At 56.1% G+C, this 18,143-nt stretch carries 19 protein-coding genes and 1 pseudogene; 13 read left to right on the top strand and 7 right to left on the bottom strand.

Annotation, left to right across the window (positions count from 1 at the left end; translation table 11 throughout):
• Positions 1 to 263: 263 nt before the first annotated feature.
• The 3 genes from AC2FJV_RS18190 to AC2FJV_RS18180 all read right to left on the bottom strand — a co-directional run bounded on the left by AC2FJV_RS18190 (position 264) and on the right by AC2FJV_RS18180 (position 3,511).
• Entirely contained in the window at positions 264 to 1,154 is an 891-nt protein-coding gene (locus AC2FJV_RS18190; RefSeq protein ID WP_271952052.1) for a DUF2950 family protein, read from the bottom strand.
• A 1-nt stretch (position 1,155) separates the two neighbouring features.
• Positions 1,156 to 2,484: a DUF3300 domain-containing protein gene (locus AC2FJV_RS18185; protein ID WP_496714249.1), complete on the bottom strand. Its 1,329-nt coding sequence runs from the start codon at positions 2,482 to 2,484 to the stop codon at positions 1,156 to 1,158.
• A 190-nt stretch (positions 2,485 to 2,674) separates the two neighbouring features.
• A complete protein-coding gene (locus tag AC2FJV_RS18180) occupies positions 2,675 to 3,511 on the bottom strand; it encodes an amino acid ABC transporter substrate-binding protein (RefSeq protein ID WP_185956747.1) in 837 nt (278 codons plus the stop codon).
• Between the two features lie 369 nt (positions 3,512 to 3,880).
• On the opposite strand from AC2FJV_RS18180, the gene AC2FJV_RS18175 reads away from it, so the two are divergent.
• The 4 genes and pseudogenes from AC2FJV_RS18175 (at position 3,881) to AC2FJV_RS18160 (ending at position 6,812) form a co-directional block, all read left to right on the top strand.
• Positions 3,881 to 4,753 (top strand): hypothetical protein, encoded by an 873-nt coding sequence (locus tag AC2FJV_RS18175; protein WP_496714247.1) that lies wholly within the window; start codon positions 3,881 to 3,883, stop codon positions 4,751 to 4,753.
• Positions 4,750 to 5,514 (top strand): hypothetical protein, encoded by a 765-nt coding sequence (locus tag AC2FJV_RS18170; RefSeq protein WP_496714246.1) that lies wholly within the window; start codon positions 4,750 to 4,752, stop codon positions 5,512 to 5,514. Before AC2FJV_RS18175 ends, AC2FJV_RS18170 begins: the two co-directional genes overlap by 4 nt.
• A 114-nt stretch (positions 5,515 to 5,628) precedes the next feature.
• Complete coding sequence (locus tag AC2FJV_RS18165) at positions 5,629 to 5,901, top strand: DUF3604 domain-containing protein (RefSeq protein WP_496714244.1); 273 nt, start codon at positions 5,629 to 5,631, stop codon at positions 5,899 to 5,901.
• Between the two features lie 84 nt (positions 5,902 to 5,985).
• Positions 5,986 to 6,812, top strand: a pseudogene (locus tag AC2FJV_RS18160) (DUF3604 domain-containing protein).
• On the opposite strand, the gene sfsA reads toward AC2FJV_RS18160, so the two are convergent.
• The gene (gene sfsA, locus AC2FJV_RS18155) at positions 6,737 to 7,453 is read right to left on the bottom strand and encodes a DNA/RNA nuclease SfsA (protein ID WP_282027886.1); all 717 of its coding nucleotides are present in this window, start codon (positions 7,451 to 7,453) and stop codon (positions 6,737 to 6,739) included. The pseudogene AC2FJV_RS18160 and the gene sfsA overlap by 76 nt on opposite strands.
• Positions 7,454 to 7,502: 49 nt before the next feature.
• On the opposite strand from sfsA, the gene AC2FJV_RS18150 reads away from it, so the two are divergent.
• From AC2FJV_RS18150 to AC2FJV_RS18135, 4 genes are read left to right on the top strand one after another with little or no spacing between them, the layout of a single operon-like run.
• Positions 7,503 to 8,225, top strand: coding sequence for a competence/damage-inducible protein A (locus AC2FJV_RS18150; protein ID WP_496714250.1), 723 nt, complete (start codon positions 7,503 to 7,505; stop codon positions 8,223 to 8,225).
• Positions 8,222 to 8,950, top strand: a complete 729-nt coding sequence (locus AC2FJV_RS18145) for a GNAT family N-acetyltransferase (protein WP_496714243.1) — start codon at positions 8,222 to 8,224, stop codon at positions 8,948 to 8,950. The genes AC2FJV_RS18150 and AC2FJV_RS18145 overlap by 4 nt, the downstream gene beginning before the upstream one ends.
• Positions 8,947 to 9,519, top strand: a complete 573-nt coding sequence (locus tag AC2FJV_RS18140) for a peroxidase-related enzyme (RefSeq protein ID WP_496714242.1) — start codon at positions 8,947 to 8,949, stop codon at positions 9,517 to 9,519. Before AC2FJV_RS18145 ends, AC2FJV_RS18140 begins: the two co-directional genes overlap by 4 nt.
• A complete protein-coding gene (locus tag AC2FJV_RS18135; RefSeq protein ID WP_496714240.1) occupies positions 9,516 to 10,418 on the top strand; it encodes an OmpA family protein in 903 nt (300 codons plus the stop codon). The genes AC2FJV_RS18140 and AC2FJV_RS18135 overlap by 4 nt, the downstream gene beginning before the upstream one ends.
• Before the next feature lie 3 nt (positions 10,419 to 10,421).
• Here the strand turns inward: AC2FJV_RS18135 and AC2FJV_RS18130 are convergent, their stop codons facing one another.
• Positions 10,422 to 11,384: a sodium-dependent bicarbonate transport family permease gene (locus tag AC2FJV_RS18130; RefSeq protein WP_281996023.1), complete on the bottom strand. Its 963-nt coding sequence runs from the start codon at positions 11,382 to 11,384 to the stop codon at positions 10,422 to 10,424.
• Positions 11,385 to 11,480: 96 nt separating this feature from the next.
• Between AC2FJV_RS18130 and AC2FJV_RS18125 the strand changes: the two genes are divergently transcribed.
• Positions 11,481 to 12,398 carry a hydrogen peroxide-inducible genes activator gene (locus AC2FJV_RS18125; RefSeq protein WP_281996024.1) on the top strand — a complete coding sequence of 306 codons (918 nt, stop codon included), beginning with the start codon at positions 11,481 to 11,483 and terminating at the stop codon, positions 12,396 to 12,398.
• 50 nt (positions 12,399 to 12,448) lie between these two features.
• Here AC2FJV_RS18125 and AC2FJV_RS18120 read toward each other — a convergent pair whose 3' ends face one another.
• Positions 12,449 to 13,354 (bottom strand): LysR family transcriptional regulator, encoded by a 906-nt coding sequence (locus tag AC2FJV_RS18120; RefSeq protein ID WP_142639975.1) that lies wholly within the window; start codon positions 13,352 to 13,354, stop codon positions 12,449 to 12,451.
• A 228-nt stretch (positions 13,355 to 13,582) separates the two neighbouring features.
• Between AC2FJV_RS18120 and AC2FJV_RS18115 the strand changes: the two genes are divergently transcribed.
• Positions 13,583 to 14,023 (top strand): DUF4399 domain-containing protein, encoded by a 441-nt coding sequence (locus AC2FJV_RS18115; protein WP_281973795.1) that lies wholly within the window; start codon positions 13,583 to 13,585, stop codon positions 14,021 to 14,023.
• A gap of 127 nt (positions 14,024 to 14,150) precedes the next feature.
• Complete coding sequence (locus AC2FJV_RS18110) at positions 14,151 to 14,759, top strand: LysE family translocator (protein ID WP_496694604.1); 609 nt, start codon at positions 14,151 to 14,153, stop codon at positions 14,757 to 14,759.
• A gap of 51 nt (positions 14,760 to 14,810) precedes the next feature.
• Here AC2FJV_RS18110 and AC2FJV_RS18105 read toward each other — a convergent pair whose 3' ends face one another.
• A complete protein-coding gene (locus AC2FJV_RS18105; RefSeq protein WP_496694603.1) occupies positions 14,811 to 16,838 on the bottom strand; it encodes an FAD-dependent oxidoreductase in 2,028 nt (675 codons plus the stop codon).
• A gap of 138 nt (positions 16,839 to 16,976) precedes the next feature.
• Here AC2FJV_RS18105 and AC2FJV_RS18100 point away from each other — a divergent pair, with 138 nt between their 5' ends.
• Complete coding sequence (locus tag AC2FJV_RS18100) at positions 16,977 to 17,462, top strand: RNA pyrophosphohydrolase (RefSeq protein ID WP_496690426.1); 486 nt, start codon at positions 16,977 to 16,979, stop codon at positions 17,460 to 17,462.
• Between the two features lies 1 nt (position 17,463).
• Entirely contained in the window at positions 17,464 to 18,111 is a 648-nt protein-coding gene (gene trhA, locus AC2FJV_RS18095; RefSeq protein WP_281996029.1) for a PAQR family membrane homeostasis protein TrhA, read from the top strand.
• Positions 18,112 to 18,143: the final 32 nt, after the last annotated feature.

The following is an 18,143-nucleotide window of genomic DNA, read 5'->3' as shown; positions in this document are numbered from 1 at the left end:
CAGGTGCCCGAAGGTCTTCCTCTCAGCAATCGCCATCGCAGCTCTCGTCATCTATTGGCTATGAGTCCTGACCCTAGCGGACAAAACGGCCATTCGGTCAAACCATAGCGGGCAAATTGGGTCGAATTGAATCAAGGGCAATTATTTCATCGATTAATTAGATTTCCCAAAATCGATCCTTCCCGAACCATTGCTACTTAAGTCGAAAATTGCATTCAATCTACACCTGCACGCGGCAACAAAGCGTCGCCGCCAATCGAAATTTACTCGGCTGGTGACCAATTTGGGCCGGGATCATAGGTCGATATCTCAGCTGTTATTTCAAGCGTATCCGGCCCAAAGTCCGCTTCGAACACGGTGCCGTTTTCACCCACGAGAAAAGAATGGATACCCGTTTCTCCGTAGTCCGCAGGCACCGCAAGCAAGGCGTGACCCGCCACGAACCGATCGCCGACAAAATAGGAATAGGCACCACCCGGAGCATTTGGTCCCTGCCCCTGCAAAATTGCGAAGTAGTAACCGAGGAAAGGTTCGGGTTCGAAATCATCCGCACCGTCGCTCCACCCCGAGGCGGTGGCGCGGGCAAGGGCTTCACCGACAAAACTGTCTTCTTCTGGCCAGAAGAGGCCGTTTCGTGCGCCGGGATCCGATATGATCGTTTGGGCAAATTCCATGACGCCATCGCCATTGTGGTCCACAAGACGAAACGCCGCCTGAAGATCAACATAGGCCTCAAGCGTTTCGATTACTTCCAATTCATTCAGTCCGATTTCACGGGCGGAAAGCTCCTCTACCCCGGCTTCTAAATCAAACTTCCAACCATTCTCAGCTTTCAGAATTGGGATCGGAAAGGGCCAACTATCTTCGCCAAGCAGAAGAAAAACCCCATCATCCTCGGGCTGAAAGCGGTATCCTTCAGCATACATGCCAAGCACTTCCTGCCTTCTTTGCTGATCTTCCACCGGATCACCCGTTCCGATTAGATCTTCTGCCTCTGGTCCGAAAATCTCGAGCAGCTTGTTCTGATCATCGGCCCTTAACGCTTCGACAAAAGCGTCCAGCGCGGTTTGCGGAGTTTCGAACAGGGCACCGTCGGAAAACGCCGGTCCTGTAGCCACTGCGATCACTAAAATAGAAAAAACCGATTTACGCATGTTACCGCCTCCCCTTGCCTTTGGCAGCATGTCCCCGTTTGGACGCCTTGTGAGCTTTGCCGCCTGAAGATTTTTTCTTCATAGCATTACCTTTGGACGCAGCGGGTTTTTGCTGAGCCGTGGCCTTTTTTACCTGAGGTTTCTTAGCTGCTTGCGGTTTCTTTTTGACAGGCTTCTTCGCCGCATCTGGCCGTTTAGTCCGATCGATGGCCTGCTGCTTGGCAGCAGCCTTGTCCCGATCAACGTTACCGCGATTCACCTGCGGCAAGGACTTGCCCCCACTACCTCGATTGGCCAGAGCACCGCTCGCGATAGCCCCCGCCCCTGCACCAGCTGCAACTGCTGCCGCGCCTCCCCTGCTAATGTCTGCAGCACCGGATTCACGGCTCAGTTTTGCGCGGAGTTCGTCCGTGCGACCCTCGGGGCGGTTGACAGGCAGGTCGCCGCGACCACCTTCCGGCCTTTTGTGATCAGCGATCTTGTCCCGGGCTTCCTTTTTTCGGTCAGGATCGGGTTTCCATCCGATATCAGTTCGGTCACCAAGATCTATATCGTTACCGATATTGACGTTGCCGTCGACGTCTATGTCGATGTCCGGGTTTCTGTATATCGGGCCACCGCCCCATCCGCCGCAATTCCGGCACCCCCAATAGTCATACCAATCGTCGTCATCGTCGAAAATCTCGTCGATCAGCGCCACGGTGCCAAATGTCAGCAAGGCCGCGCCCACTACGTCCCCGGTCGACGGGCCGGTATAGACAGTCTCGGGATTATATTGCGGGACGTACACTGTTTCGGGTTGTGTCGGAGTAATTACAACCGTTTCTTCATCAGATACCTCGACAGTTTGCTCGGGCCCGGAAACAAGAGCTCCGCTGTCAATTGCCTGATCCCGCATTACCTGCACCGCATCCAGTACATCGTCGGACTGGGCCAGCATGGCGGTGCCGACTGTCTCGGTCCAATCGATGTGGGTGGCCATTTGACCGACGACTTCGGGGAACGCCGTGGCCAATACACTTACAGACGGATCCCAGCCCATAGCTTCGATTTCCGGCTCGAGCTCTACGGGGTCGCGGTCGGCGTTATCCAACAAATATCGTTCTGCCTTAACAATCTCCAGTGGCTGAGTGGCCGCAACAAATATCTGTATGAGTAGAGTGTCGGGAAAAAGAGCCACCGGGGCGACCAAAGTTTGCAACTCAGCATCAGATAGAAGATCGGATGAAGTCTCAGACGTAACTTCCGTTGCAACAGTATCGGACGCCTCTTGTGCAAACAGGGCGTTAGATGCGCTTAAACTGAGAGCAAATATTATATATCTAAACATATTGCGATCCTTCAATTTATCGAAGGATCGCCTAAGACCGTGATTCTGGCAACTGGCCTGCCAAATGGAGGATCATTTAGTAAAACACGGTCATTGGTCAAGCTGGCTTGAGCCGTCAATTTACTTACAAGGCCAGCTTCTATTGCGCAGGGCGATTAACTCCCGACAAAACTGTTTTGCGCGACAAGCTTCAGGGATTAATGGGGGCGAAAACATACAGAGCTTTTAGTGCTTCGCTCGGCTCCACCCCCGGCAAAGCGAGACGAAATATCTCTTCCATTGTGCCCTGAGCATACATTTCTGACAGAATACTATCGACAACGAGTCGAAAGTTATCGTCACCCCTCGCGATGGCCAATCCTTGCTTTTCTATCGTCAGTATTTCCTGGGATAGTTTGAATTTGCCCTTTAGTCCCGCAGCAATGTAGTTGACCAGCAAAATCGACTGATCTGCAAAATAGGCGTCAATTTCACCGTCTCGAAGTGCTTTGATACCGTCTGGGTGTGAAGCGAACCGCACCATTTCTGCGTCGATACCTGCAGCTTCAAATGAATTCAGAACGGACGCCTCTGTTGTTGTGCTGCTTCTCATTCCAACCTTCTTTCCCGCGAGTGCACCCATGGTGCCTTCAGCCTCGATTGGTAACAATATGGACGTGCCATCGACATAAGTTGGAATTGAGAAATCAACAATTTCGCGTCGGGAAAGTGTAATCGACGCTGCCCCGCAGAGCATATCCACCTCTCCGGAAGCAACTTTGTCGAAACGATCCTTAGAGTCGACCGGAATGAACTGAACATTCAAATCCTTCAATTCCAGTTTCTGCGCAATTACCTTCGCTACTTGATCGCAAATCAACGGCGACAGACCAAACGGGCGACCTTGGTCGTTAATGTAAGACAACGGAGCAGCATCTGTTCGAAAACCAAATCGGATTTCGTTGTTTTTTGTTATCCTGTCGATTGTTTGGGCAACCGCGCCGGTTGTGAATAGAACCGTCACAATAAGTATAGAAAGCAAGCGCATGGTTTTTCCCTCTTTAGTGGCGTAACACCCTTGTGGAGGTGAAAAGCACCCTGTGTCGAGAGTAAAACACATTGTGTCGCCTAGGAGTCGGTTTGTTGATGAGAGGTGCTGGCATGGCGACGAATCGAAAGCATACCCTCGCAATATTGGCAGATGCCCGAATGCATCTGCTCCTTCTCAGGGCTTAACGCGAGAGAAAAGTCTTGTGGGCAGAGCTTATGCTCGAAGTTTCAAAGGACCCGCGTCAACTGCAAGTCGTTGCGACAACACAACACCGCACCAGTATATTTTCGTGGTGCAAACTGTTGACCTTCGCCGTGACGCTGTACGGTAGGGTTGATATTCAACGGTGAGGTTGAGCGAAGGGTAATGGGAATAGAACTACAATGGAGTTTGGCGGAACTTGGGGCGCGTAAAACCGTACCTTTTGCCTTTGTGTGTTTGCTGTTCTTCGCATCCTGTGCAACCACGAACCCAGAACTTTTGAAGTCCGAGTTGAACGCTCGACCCAGTGCACAGAATGCGTCGCCAAGCGACTACGCCGGGGAAGTACAATTTAGCATCTCAAACAAGATTCCCGCTCGTGGGAAAAACCTACCTTACACATTTAACGCGGGCATCAGCAGTGTTACGTCAACGCGCCTAGGTTTCCGGGGGCTCTTAGATCTGCGAGAAATCCAAGTCCAAGCGCCCGCGCTTCTGTCGGGTAGTCTGGAACAAAGTTGCTCTTTGAATGTTGACTTTGAACTCGACGACGCCCGCGCCAGCGGTGATCTCATTGAACTCGTTGGCTCAGTGGACGTCGAGCTTTATCGTTGTCGAAACGAAGAATCCGAGGGAACCAACGGGCGTGGAGTACGCTTTATCTCGACGACTGTTGGGATCGCCGCAGCGGCACGCGCCAATGTTCAAGATCAATGCGTTCACTTTGATCTTGCCGACGTCGTGCTTCAACCTACCGGGTTTGTCGGCGGGTTGGTTAACCTAATTGGCCTCACAGAGCGCGTCGAGGAGGTCGTTCTCACCAAGGCAAAGGAGTTCACCGAAGAGAATGTGATTTGTCCGGAGATGCCTTCGGAGCTTTCTTCGTTGAATCCGGTTTTCGACGCCGGCGGTACACGAGAAATTGGTGACGGTGGCATCGGTGTTGCGTTGAGCGGCTCAATCGACACCAGTGCGATGACGATGATGGAACTCCTGGCGGTTATGCAATCTCGCGGTATTGTTGGGGGGGCAGGATGATGGATCGGATCTTTCTTCTGATACTAGCTACTGCCGGGCTTTTCGGATCCGCGCTGCTGGCTGAAGAGGTTACCTTCGAAGCAAACGGGGACGTCAAGCTAGGAGATCGTGAGTTTCCCGTTGATCTGGCATTGAGACTAAAAGATGTGAACGCGACAAGGATCTCAATCGAAAGTGTCGTAGACCTTCGCCGGGCAAAAGAAATACTTGTAGAGGAACTCAAACGAGCCGCGTTTGTAGATGTCTGCAACGCACTGATCGGTGTGACCGAAGCAACGGCCCGTGCCGACGATACAGTGATTTCGCTAAGTGGGAGGATCGAAGCAGAGCTTTTCCGATGCGAAAGCCGCAGCGACGGTGGATCTATACGCGGCGAGAACACTTTCGCTGGTGGCTTGACGGTGGGTGCTTCCGCTTCGGCCGAATTCAAAGATGACTGCCTTTTTTTCCGTTTGGATGACCTGAGACTTGCTCCGGATCAACTCACCGAGTCGTCCGATGCAAAGGGCAATGTCGAAAAGGTTCGGCAGGTATTCATCGAGACCGCGAACGCAATACTTCAAAGAAACCCGGTATGCCCAGAACTACCTCCCGAACTTGTCTCTCTCTCACCAACTTACGACGCCGGTGGCACACGGGAGTTAGGGGAAGGTGGCGTCGGACTGTTCTTCCGAGGTTCAATCGAAACGAGTACTGAGGCAATTATTGACATCCTTCAGGTACTCCAGTCGAAGAAGGTGCTTCCACCTCCGCCCCGCTGAACCTAGCCAACGGCTTAGTGCGGTAGATAGAATCTAATTATTTCGAAGAACAAGAACGAGTCGTAGAAATATGCATTTAACGTAGCATCATTCGTGCAATAGATGAGGTCGAAAATGACCCGTTTTGCATCTATTCTTACCATTTTGCTTGCTTTTTGCGCCCATGCCGAGGACATCCCGAGCACTCAACGCGGCGACAGGCAGTATTCACTTTATCCACGGCAGAGCTTTCCCAATCAGGTCTTTTTTGGCGACACTCATTTGCATACGTCCTACTCTGCAGATGCCGGAATGATCGGCAATGTGCTAGGCCCTGATGAAGCGTACCGCTTTGCCAAGGACGAGGTGGTGATATCCAGCACCGGTGTCGAAGCTAGGCTGCGTTGACCATTGTACTTTTTGGTGGTTGCCGATCACGCTGAGAACTTGGGTCTCGCGCCGCTGTTGGCAGCGAAAGACGCCACGCTTCTCATGACTGAGTTTGGGCAACAACTTAACGCCGCCGTTGAACCCACTGCGGATCCGGTCCGCTTCGAAGAAGTCGTGGACGGCATCGGTGGGGACGAGAAGGTTGCCCAATATGCATGGCAAACTTCGGCGTCGGGAATGGCGGCGGTTTGGGCAAGAGAAAACACACGCGAGGCCATTTGGCACGCTCTTGCTCGGAAAGAAGTCTACGCAACCACAGGTCCGCGCATGCGCGTTCGCGTTTTTGCCGGATACGATTTTGAAGAAACGGACCTGCCGCGTGCAGATTTTGCCGCGTATGGATATGAAAGAGGCGTCCCGATGGAGCCAATCTAGACCGCATTCAAATCGTCAAAGGGTGGTTAAATAGCGACGGGACAACTTCGGAACATGTTTACGATTTATCTTGCGGCGGGCGCGAACTAGTGAACGCGAAGTGTGACGGGCCCGTTGGCGACACCGTTGACGTTGAGAGTGCAACTTGGACAAACGATATTGGTCAGGCAATTCTATCCGAGTATTGGAAAGACCCCGATTACGATCCGGAACAAAGCTCTTTCTACTATGCCAGAGTGTTGGCAATACTAACGCCACGTTGGACAACATACGATGCCAAAGTGCTCGGAACGGAGATCCCTGACGAAGCCCCACGGTCGATACAAGAGAGGCATACACATCGTCAATCTGGCAGGAACGATTATTATAAGGCTGAAACCAGAATTTACTTAGTCCGCTTTGGGCTCAAACTACCCCTTCAACGCTTCTGCATGAACAATTGGCTTTCGGTCACGTTTACCCAAACCCCTTCAGGCGATATCCGTGTGCCATAGACCAGTTTCTCGACACCCCTAGCTTGCGCCGCCTCGAACGCCGCTGCATAGGTCGGGTCGATATCTGCGGCCAATGCAATTCGCTCACAATCAGTGCGCTGGACCAGATACAGCAGGATTGCGCGATGCCCCTGGTCCACCATAGCTGTCAGTTCCCCTAGATGTTTGGTTCCGCGCGCTGTGACGCTGTCGGGGAATTCGGCCAGACCAAGTTCGCGAGACAGGGTCACGCATTTGACCTCGACATAAGCGTCCTGAAGGCTTGGCTGGGTCAGCAGGAAATCAACGCGGCTGTTCTCGCCGTATTTCACCTCGGGGCGCACAGTTTCATACATTGCCAGTTCGGGGATCTCCCGCGCGATCAATGCCGCGCGCAACGCCCGGTTCGGGACGGATGTATCTACGCCGGTGAAATGCCCGTTTTCGTGATCGACCAGCCGCCAGCCATATTTCAGCTTTTTCTTCGGGTCGTCATTGGGCTCCAACCATATTTTCTCGCCCGGTTCGGCCAGTCCCATCATCGAGCCGGGATTGGCGCAATGCGCTGTCACCTCGCGCCCGTCCTCAAGCCTGCAATCGGCCAGAAAGCGTTTATAGCGGCGGATCAGGTGGGCGGGGACAAGAGGGGTTTCAAATCGCATGCTTCAGGGCCTATACCTGCGGAAAGGGTCGATCAAGGGGGCGCAGGCCATGCAAAATCCAACCGCAGCCATGCTGGTGATCGGGGATGAAATCCTGTCGGGTCGCACCCGCGATGCAAACATGCATTATCTCGCGCAGGAGCTGACCAAGCAGGGGATCGACCTGAAAGAGGTCCGTGTGGTCAGCGATGACGCCGCTACAATCGAAGCCGCCGTTCAGGCGTTGTCGGCAAAGTTTGATCATGTCTTCACCAGCGGCGGGATTGGACCGACCCATGATGATATCACCGCCGATTGCATCGCCCGTGCCTTTGGCGCGCATATCGACATCCGCGACGATGCCCGCGCTTTGCTTGAAGCGCATTACGAGAAATCCGGGCTGGAACTGAACGCTGCCCGTTTGCGCATGGCGCGCATCCCTGATGGTGCCGCGCTGATCGACAATCCGGTTTCGACTGCGCCAGGCTTTACCATCGGCAATGTTCATGTGATGGCTGGGGTGCCCTCGGTCTTTCAGGCGATGGTGGCGAGTGTATTGCCGGGTCTGACCGGCGGTGTTCCTCTGCTGTCCCAAACCTTGCGGGTGGATCGCGGCGAAGGCGATATCGCCGCTCCCCTTGCGGCACTCGCAGCGGATTTTCAGGATCTGTCCATCGGGTGTTATCCGTTTCAGATCAATGGTGTGTTCGGTGCCAACGTTGTCATTCGCGGAACCGAAGGTGCCCGGATCGACGCGGCCTCAACCCGGTTGGCGAAAGAGCTTGGTCTGTGAGCGTTACCTGGCCTGACGTCGTCGAGGGTACATGGCCATCTGCGCAGCGCCAAAAGCTGGGGCCGTTTCTGGTGCGTCAGGGTCTGGGCGGCGGATCGCGGGTAAGTGCGGCCAATGCGCTGGGGCCTGCCTCGGATGAGGATATTGCGGCGGCCGAGGTCGCGATGCAGGCACTGGGACAAAAGCGCATCTTTTGCCTGTGGCCAGGGGACGAGGCGCTGGATGCGCAGCTTGAAGGCCGGGGCTATTCCGTGTTGGATCCGGTCAATATTTACACCTGCCCGGTTGAGCATCTGACTGATCTTCCGCTCCCCCGCGTAACGGTGTTCTCGATATGGGAGCCGCTGGCAATCATGCGTGAGATCTGGGCCGAGGGCGGGATTGGCCCAGAGCGGCTGGCCGTGATGGCGCGAGCCCCGGGTCCCAAGACCGGCCTGCTGCTTCGCCATAGTGACCAACCTGCTGGTACCGGGTTTGTTGCGATGCACGGGGACGTGGCCATGGTCCACGCACTTGAGATTTTGCCCGCTCATCGCCGTCAGGGCCTGGGCCAATGGGCGATGCGCGCGGCTGCGCTCTGGGCACAGGATCAGGGCGCCGGGACGCTCAGCGTGATTTGCACCAAGGCGAATGCGGGTGCCAATGGCCTTTATCGCGCACTTGGGATGGAGCTTGCCGGAGAATACCATTACCGTCAGCTGGCTGAAGGAGAGAACCCAAAGTGACCGATCTTACCCCACCCACCGCGCTGAACCTTCCGATGGTGGATCCGCTACCGCCGGAGACACAGAAATATTTCGACATTTGCGTCGAAAAGCTGGGTTTTGTGCCCAACGTTCTGCGGGCCTATGCCTTTGACATCGACAAGCTGAACGCGTTTACCGCGATGTATAATGATCTGATGCTGGCGGATAGTGGGTTGTCCAAGCTTGAACGCGAGATGATCGCAGTGGTCGTGTCGGCAATAAACAAGTGTTTCTATTGCCTTGTCGCACATGGGGCGGCTGTCAGGCAGTTGTCGGGTGATCCGCAACTAGGCGAAATGCTGGTCATGAACTACCGGGTTGCGCCTTTGGATCAGCGGCAGCGTGCCATGCTGGATTTCGCGGCCAAAATGACCACCGAAAGCACCAAGATCGAAGAGCCCGACCGAAAAATTCTGCGGGTTGCTGGGTTTAGCGACCGCGATATCTGGGACATTGCCAACGTGACCGGCTTTTTCAACATGTCGAACCGTGTTGCAAGCGCGACTGCGATGTCCCCCAACCCCGAGTATCACGCCCAATCAAGATGATCCGCCGTCTCGTTATATTCCTGTTGCTCATGGCATCGCCTGTTGTCGGGCAGGAGCTGACGCTTCCTTCGGGTACGCGATTGGTCAGCGACCGCACAAGCCCGTTGGACAGTTATGACCTGCCCACTGGCCCCTATACCGACGGGACGGTACCGGCGCGCCGGGTTGAAGGACGTGTCGAGCGCTATACCTGGCGGCTGCAGGCCGGGGCGAGCACTACTTTACAGCTGCTGGCCCCTCTGAGGGAGCAGATCAAAGCCCAGGGGTTTGAGGTTCTCTTTGACTGCGAAGCCCGCAGCTGCGGCGGCTTCGATTTTCGCTTTGGAACCGAAGTTGTCCCCACGCCTGACATGTATGTGGCTATCCAGGACTATCGCTTTTTGTCCGCTGCCAAGGGCGACGAAGTCCTGAGCCTTTTGGTCAGCCGAAACCCGCCCGATGGCTATGTGCAGATGATCCGCGTGTCACCTGAGGGGGCCGAGGCCGCGCCTCCGCTGGTGATCGAAGAAGAGGTCGATCAGGCGCAGGGGCTGTTGGCAGAGCTTGCCCAAGAGGGCCACGTGATTCTGGGCGATCTGCATTTCCGCACGGGCGAAATAACCCTGGGTGAGGGGCCTTTCGGCTCTCTGAATGAGATTGCGCAGTATTTGTCGGACAATCCCGGAACGCGGCTGGCTCTGGTCGGGCACACGGATGATACCGGCGCACTCGAGGCCAATATTTCGGTCAGCACGGGCCGGGCGCAAACCGTGCGCGCCCGGCTGATCGAGAAATACGGCGTGGCCGCCGACCGGGTCGAGGCGCGGGGGATTGGTTATCTGGCCCCGATCACCTCGAATGCAACGCCCGAAGGTCGCGAACTCAACCGCCGGGTCGAGGCGGTTCTGCTGATCAACTGATCCCTACATCACCCACCACAGGTACAGCGGCAGCCCGATCGTGATGTTGAACGGGAAGGACACACCCAGCGACAGGGTCAGATAAATCCCGGCCTCGGCCTTTGGCAGCGCGATCTTCATCGCCGCGGGCACAGCGATATACGAGGCGGATGCAGACAGGACCATGAACAGGAACAGGCTGCCTTCGGGCAGGCCGATCACCGCCCCGACCACCCAGGCCATCGCAGCGCCGATCAGGGGCATCAGCATTCCAAAGGCAAACAGACCCAGCGAGAGCTTGTCGCGGTTCTTGATCAGGCTGCGCCCTGCGGAAATGCCCATATCCAGAAGGAAAAGGCACAGGATGCCGGTGAAGGGTGTGACGATGAAGGGCGCAATCATCTGCATCCCTTCGCCACCCGTAATAGCGCCAATTAGAAAGGCCCCGGTCAACAGGACAATCGACCCGTTTGCCAACAGATCGCGCCACAGCCCATTGTCATTGACGCCCTTGCTGCTGGTTTTATGCGCCAGCCAAAGGGCCGAAAGGATGGCGGGAACCTCCATCGCGGCGGCGACAGCAACCATGAAGCCGTCATGATCAAGACCCACCAAATCCAGCAGGCTGGTTGCGGTGACGAAGGTCACGATTGAGATTGACCCATAATGCCCGGCAACAGCCGCCGCATTCAACGCGTCCAGCCGTGTCATGACCCGGAGCAGGCCGAATGCCACAAAGGGGATGACAAAAGACAACGCCACACCGCCTAGCAAAGTCAGGAACAGATCCATGGGGATGCCATGCTCGGCCAGGCTGCTGCCGCCTTTGAAGCCGATGGCCAGCAGCAGATACAGCGACATGAACTTGGCTGCCCCACCGGGGATCGACAGATCGCTGCGGGCAAAAGCCGCGAGCAGCCCGAGGACGAAGAAAAGGATGGTTGGGACCAGCAAGTTGCTGGAAAGGGTTTCGATTACGCTGGGCATTTTGGCTCCTGTCCCGATTTCACGGGCTAAGTGCCTTGCCTATTTTTGTTATCCAAATATTATCTTTCTAATTTTTGGATAGTTTAAAGCTATGAAATGCGCCCAACACTAAGGCAACTGGAATATATCGTTACGGTCAGCCGACTGGGTCGATTTGGATTGGCAGCTGAGGTTCTGAATGTCAGCCAGCCCAGCCTCTCGGCGCAAATTGCCTCTGTAGAACAAGAACTTGGCCTGCGCATCTTTGATCGTAACCGGGGTGGTGTTCAGGTGACTGCCAAAGGCGAAGAGTTCATCGAACGCGCCCAGAAGATCCTTGCCGAAGTCCGGGATCTGCGCCACGCGATGAGCAGCGAGACACCGGTCTCAGGACGGCTAAGGCTGGGCGTGTTGCCCTCAATCGGGCCCTACCTGCTGCCTCAGGTCATCAAAAAGGTCCATCAGGACCGCCCCGGTCTGCGCATTGTCGTGCGCGAGGAAAACACCCGTGATCTGGAACAAGGACTTAAATCTGGTCGGTTTGATCTGATCCTTTCCACGCCCGAGGATCACCCGAACACAATCCAGCAGCGCTTGTTCAACGAGACTCTGTGGATTGGAGTTGCCGTAGACGATGTGCTGTCAAATGATACGTATGGTGTTACGGCTCAAGACTTGCGCGACCGGCTGATCCTGACCTTGGACCAAAGCCACCGTCTGTCCCGGATCGTCTATGCGCTGGCGGCGGAATGCGGTGGGGTTGTGTCGGATGAATACGAGGGGACCACGCTTGATTCCATTGTACTGATGGCGGCCTCGGGGGTTGGGGTTGCGGTGTTGCCGGACCTGTATGCAAGACGTCAGGGGATTTACCGCGATGAGGTCCATTTGCGCCCGTTGACTATAACAAATGCCAACCGCGATATCGCGCTTCTTTCTCGCAGAAAAGAAGCTGATCTGCCCGGACAGAATATCCTGATCCAATCCTTGCGTACGGTCGCGCAGAGTATGGGGCTGGCCGTGTTCAGCGAATAAAAAAAGGCCCACACTACTTGTGCGGGCCGTTCAGTTTCCACCGGGAGAAATTACCAGTCCATCGGGCCTTTTTCGTTGAAGGCATCGACGAGGAAATCAATGAATGCCCGCACCTTGGGCTGCGTAAAGCGACCGGGCGGGTAGACGGCATAAACGCCTTGCACTTCATCGGGCAGCGACGGCATTGCGTCGACAACTTCGCCCGACTTCAGCGCGTCGGAATAGAGATAGCTGGGCAGATGCGCGATCCCAAGCCCTGAGACCGCAGCGTTCAACAAGGATTGCCCATCATTCACGCTGAGCCACCCGGCGGTGCGAACCTGACGTTTTTCACCCGAAGGTGCGGTCAGTTTCCACACATTGCCCGAAGACTGGCTGGAATAATGTAACAGCTTGTGTTCGTTCAGGTCGTCGATCTTTTGCGGACGCCCGAATTTCTCGATATAGGTGGGCGCGGCGACCATCCGCTTGACGGTTTCGGTCAGCTTGCGGGCGCGCAATGTGCTGTCTTCCAGCTCACCAATCCGCACGGCAACGTCGAACCCTTCCGAGATCAGCTCAACATAGCGATTGTTCAGCACCATATTCACCGTGATGTCGGGATAGGCAGCTAGAAATCCCGACAGAACCGGAGATAGGTGATTCACGCCGAAATCTGTCGCCACACTGATCCGCAGCAGACCAGAGGGGGCAGATTGCATCGAGGTGACCAGCGCATCAGCCTCGCCCGCGTCATTCAGAACGCGGCGGGCCCGGTCATAATAGGCCAGCCCGATTTCGGTTGGTGACACGCGGCGCGTCGTGCGGTTCAGAAGTCTTGCGCCCAGGCGTGCTTCCAGGCTGGAAACGTGCTTGGACACAGCCGATTTTGAGATGCCCATTTTCTTGGCCGCGTCGGTGAAACCGCCTTGGTCCACCACGTTGGCGAAGGCTTCCATTTCGGTCAGTCGGTCCATTCTTGTTCCCCAGGTGTAGGTTCTTTAACTGATCTTTACGTCAAATCTGGGCGGAAACAGGGCGGACATGGGATAATATCAGGGATTTGAATCGGATCGTTTGCGCTGGGGAAACTCTGAAACAGTGGTTTCCATATGGGCCACAAGCCTTTTGACAACGGGTATCCTCGATTTCGGGCCGAAACATGCTACCATGAGGATGGCAAATTTGTGACAACGGAGAAGATTATGAAAGCTGTTTTAGCTATTGCCGCAACCTGCCTGTCGGCGACATTTGCTCTGGCCGGGGGTGAAACACCATCAAACCCCGAAGCGCAGGTCTATTTTGTGAAATTGTCTGACGGCGACGTTGTCCAATCTCCGGTCACCGTGGTCTTTGGCCTCAGCGGCATGGGGGTCGCGCCGGCGGGTACTGAAAAGGAAAACACCGGGCATCATCATCTGCTGATCGACCGACCGCCTTTGGGGCAGGGAGAGGACGGTGCGGATGAGTTGTCTTATGGTCTGCCCGCGGATGACAATCATATCCATTTTGGCGGCGGTCAGACCGAGGTGACGCTGGAAATGGCTGCAGGCGAACATACGCTTCAGCTAGTGCTGGGCGATGCAGGTCATGTACCGCATTCCACGCCCATCGTGTCCGAGGTGATTACGATAACCGTTGAATAAGCGATAAGAGACTTCTGCTGTTAGTATCCGGTGGGCTTTCAGGAATGTCGCCGGGCCACAGTGATGTATGGCGTTTACTTTTCCTTTCGAACCGGAAATCCTGCGTGCTAGGAAAGGGAGGGCCAGGATGTCGACAGAGTTCCTACTGACGTCTCTGATCGTTGTGCTTTTACCGGGCACCGGCGCGATCTATACGCTTGCGGTTGGGTTGGGGCGTGGCTTTTGGGCCAGTTTTGCGGCGGCGATTGGCTGTACCATAGGGATCGTACCTGCTGCGCTGGCCAGTATCGTCGGTCTTGCGGCCCTGCTGCATACCAGCGCGCTGGCCTTTCTGGTGCTAAAATACCTTGGGGTGCTGTATCTGTTTTACATGGCCTGGGGGATCGTCCGGCAAGGCGGAGCATTGGATGTACAGAGCCAGAAACCCGCAAAAGGGTATGTGAAGATTGCACTCACAGGCACCTTGATCAATGTGTTGAACCCCAAGCTATCTTTGTTCTTTCTGGCCTTTCTGCCGCAATTCATTCCCGCCGGTACAGGTGCCGCCGAAGCAGAGCTGATCAAGTTGGCCTTGTCCTTCATGGTCATGACCTTTGTCGTCTTTGTTGGCTATGGCGCTTTCGCGGCGGTGGCACGCGACTATGTGATCCAGCGGCCCACTGTCATGGCTTGGGTCAGGCGCTGTTTCGCCGGCGCCTTTGGGGCATTGGGTGCAAAGCTGGCGCTGGCCGACTGACCCCAGTACCAGCAGAGTGATTGGCCCGGTTCTGGACCGGGCCAAGGCATATCAGAAAGTGGTTGCCAGCCGCGTGCCCTGATTGATGGCCCGTTTGGCGTCCAATTCGGCTGCAACATCCGCGCCGCCGATCACATGTGGGGTGATGCCACGTTCGATCAACGTATCGGCCAGGCTGCGGTCCGAGATCTGGCCCGAGCACAGAACAATCGTATCCACCGCAATTACTGTCGGGTTCTCGCGTGCTTCGCCGAAACTCACATGCAGCCCGTCATCGTCGATCCGCTCATAATTCACGCCACCGACGAAATTGACGTTTTTCATCTTCAGCGTTGCGCGATGAATCCAGCCGGTGGTCTTGCCCAACCCTTTGCCATGGGCTTGCGCCTTGCGCTGCAGCAAAGTCACCTGGCGCGCGGGGGCGGCAGGTTGTGGCCCTTCAGGCGCCAGCCCCGAGCGATGCTCGGCCGGGTCGGTAACGCCCCATTCCTTCATCCAGGCAGGCAAGTCGGTGGTGATGCTGTGGCCTTCTTCCAGCAGGAATTCGGACACGTCAAAGCCGATCCCACCTGCTCCGATCACGGCCACTGATTGGCCTACCGGGGTCTTGTGGCGCAGGACGTCGATATAATCGACGACATTGTCTCGGTCCTGACCAGGGATTTTCGGATCACGCGGAACGACACCGGTGGCAATTACCACCTCGTCATAGCCGGCCAGATCATCGGCGCCCACTTCACGCTCAAGCTCGACCTTAACGCCCAAATCGGCAATCATGGCGCGGTACCAGTCGACCAGACCCCAGAATTCCTCTTTGCCCGGAACCTGCTTGGCCATGTTCAACTGGCCGCCGATCTCACGGGCACGGTCAAAAATGGTCACGTCATGGCCACGCTGCGCGGCGGTCATTGCGGTGGACAGGCCTGCCGGGCCCGCCCCTACGATGGCGATTTTCTTGACGCTGTCGGCCTGTGTGATCACCAGTTCGGTTTCGTGACAAGCGCGCGGGTTTACCAGGCACGAGGTCAGTTTGCCCTGGAATGTGTGATCCAGACAGGCCTGGTTGCAAGCGATGCAGGGTGCAATCGTCGCCGCCTCAGCAGCGATGGCTTTGTTGACGAAATCCGCATCTGCCAGCATCGGGCGGGCCAGCGAAACCATGTCGGCGCACCCCGTGGCAAGAACTTCTTCGGCGACTTCCGGCGTGTTAATCCGGTTCGACGTGATGACCGGGATCGAGACCTTGCCCATCAGCTTTTTGGTCACCCAAGCAAAGGCCGCGCGCGGAACGCTGGTGGCAATGGTGGGAATCCGCGCCTCGTGCCAGCCGATGCCGGTGTTGATGATCGTGGCGCCGGCCTGTTCGATCCGCTGCGCCAGTTCCACAACCTCATCATGAGTAGATCCGTTGGGAACCAGGTCAATCATCGACAAGCGGTAGATGATGATGAATTCCGTGCCGACGGCCTCGCGCGTGCGGCGGACAACTTCGATCGGCAAGCGCATCCGGTTCTCGTAAGAGCCACCCCAACGGTCCTCGCGCTTGTTGGTGTGAGTCACCAGAAACTGGTTGAGGAAATACCCTTCGGACCCCATTATCTCGACCCCGTCATAGCCCGCTTTCTGGGCCAGGACCGCGGCGTTCACGATATCGCTGATCTGTTTCTCGATACCCTCTTCGTCCAGTTCGGTCGGCGGGAACGGAGAGATCGGAGATTTCACAGGGCTGGGTGCGACACATTTCGGCCCATAGGCATAGCGCCCCGCATGCAGGATCTGCATCGCGATCTTGCCACCGGCCTCATGCACCCGTTGGGTGACGATGGAGTGGTTTGCCACTTCTTTGTCGTTGGTCATCATTGATGCCCCCGGCAGTACCGAACCTTCAAGATTTGGTCCGATCCCACCAGTCACCATCAGCGCCACGCCACCGCGCGCGCGGTCGGCATAGAACTCGGCCACCCGATTCCAATCGCCGGTCTCCTCAAGCCCGGTATGCATCGAGCCCATCAGCACGCGGTTCTTCAGCGTGGTAAAGCCCAGATCCAGCGGGGCCAGCATGTTTGGGTATGCAGTCATCCAGAACTCTCCCTTATAGAATTTGGCTGCCAGATTGACCTTCGCGTCATCTTTGTCACGCGAAACCTAACGTCATACCCTTTGCCTTGGGCCCGCTGCTTGTTACAGACGCTCCAAAGCATGTTCACGAGGCCGCGTATGACCCCCGAAGAGATTGCCAAACTGCCCTACCGCCCCTGCGTCGGGCTGATGTTGATGAATGCCGAGGGTAAGATATTCGTCGGCCAGCGCAACGACCGCCACAAGGACGCCTGGCAGATGCCTCAGGGTGGTGTGGACCAGGGTGAAGACCCGCGCGATGCGGCGCTGCGCGAGCTGTGGGAAGAAACCGGCGTCACGGCAGATCTGGTCGAGATCATCGCCGAGACCGAGGGGTGGTTGCCCTATGATCTGCCGCATGACATCGTGCCGAAGATCTGGAAAGGTCGGTATCGGGGTCAAGAGCAGAAATGGTATCTGATGCGGTTCTCTGGCCGCGACGATCAGATCAACATTCAGACTGAGCATCCCGAATTCACCCGCTGGAAATGGCAGGAACCGGACCAGCTGGTTGCCGAAATCGTGCCGTTCAAACGCGACGTGTATGAACGCGTGGTTGCAGCGTTTTCGGATCACCTGAACTGACATGATCCCACAGACCTATCCCAGTCCGGACCCATGCCACCGCCGCGCCGATCTGGTCGTGCATCTTATCGGTCTGGCGTTGATTTTGACCGCTGGCGGAGCGCTGATCCGCAAATCGTACCTGATGCTCGACAGCGGGCTTATTCTTGCGGTTCTGGTTTATGTAGCCTGTGCGTTGGGCTCTAATCTGGCCTCGTGTTTTTATCACTTTTCCCGCTGGCACCAGCGTCGGCAGCTGCTGCGACGCATAGACCATGCCGCAATCTATTCCAGTATCTGCGGCACCTTCACACCCTTTTTCCTGCTGGCCGGTACCGGCTGGACCATGACTTTGCTCTGGTTGTGCTGGGGGCTGACTGTGGTGGCCATCTGGAACAAGATCGCCAACAAGACGGTCAAGTCCCGATGGTCAACAGCATCCTATCTGGGTCTGGGCGCGCTGGGGCTGTGCGCCATACCCGATCTGAAAGATGTCCCCGTTTCAGTCCTGTGGTGCATTCTGGCCGGGGCGGCAAGCTACGTGATCGGCACAGTCTTTTATGCCCGCAAGACACTGCCTTTCCGCTATGCGATTTGGCACACTTGGGTCAATCTTGGTGGCATATTCATGTTCGTAGGCGTCTGGATCGCCCTGTTCGTGCAGAGATAACCGTGAGGGGAGGGGCTCTGCCCCTCCCACAA

This window comes from Ruegeria sp. CDSA241 (assembly GCF_059611265.1).
The sequence above is the reverse complement of the archived record's forward strand: the minus strand, read 5'-3'. Positions and strand labels throughout refer to the sequence as shown.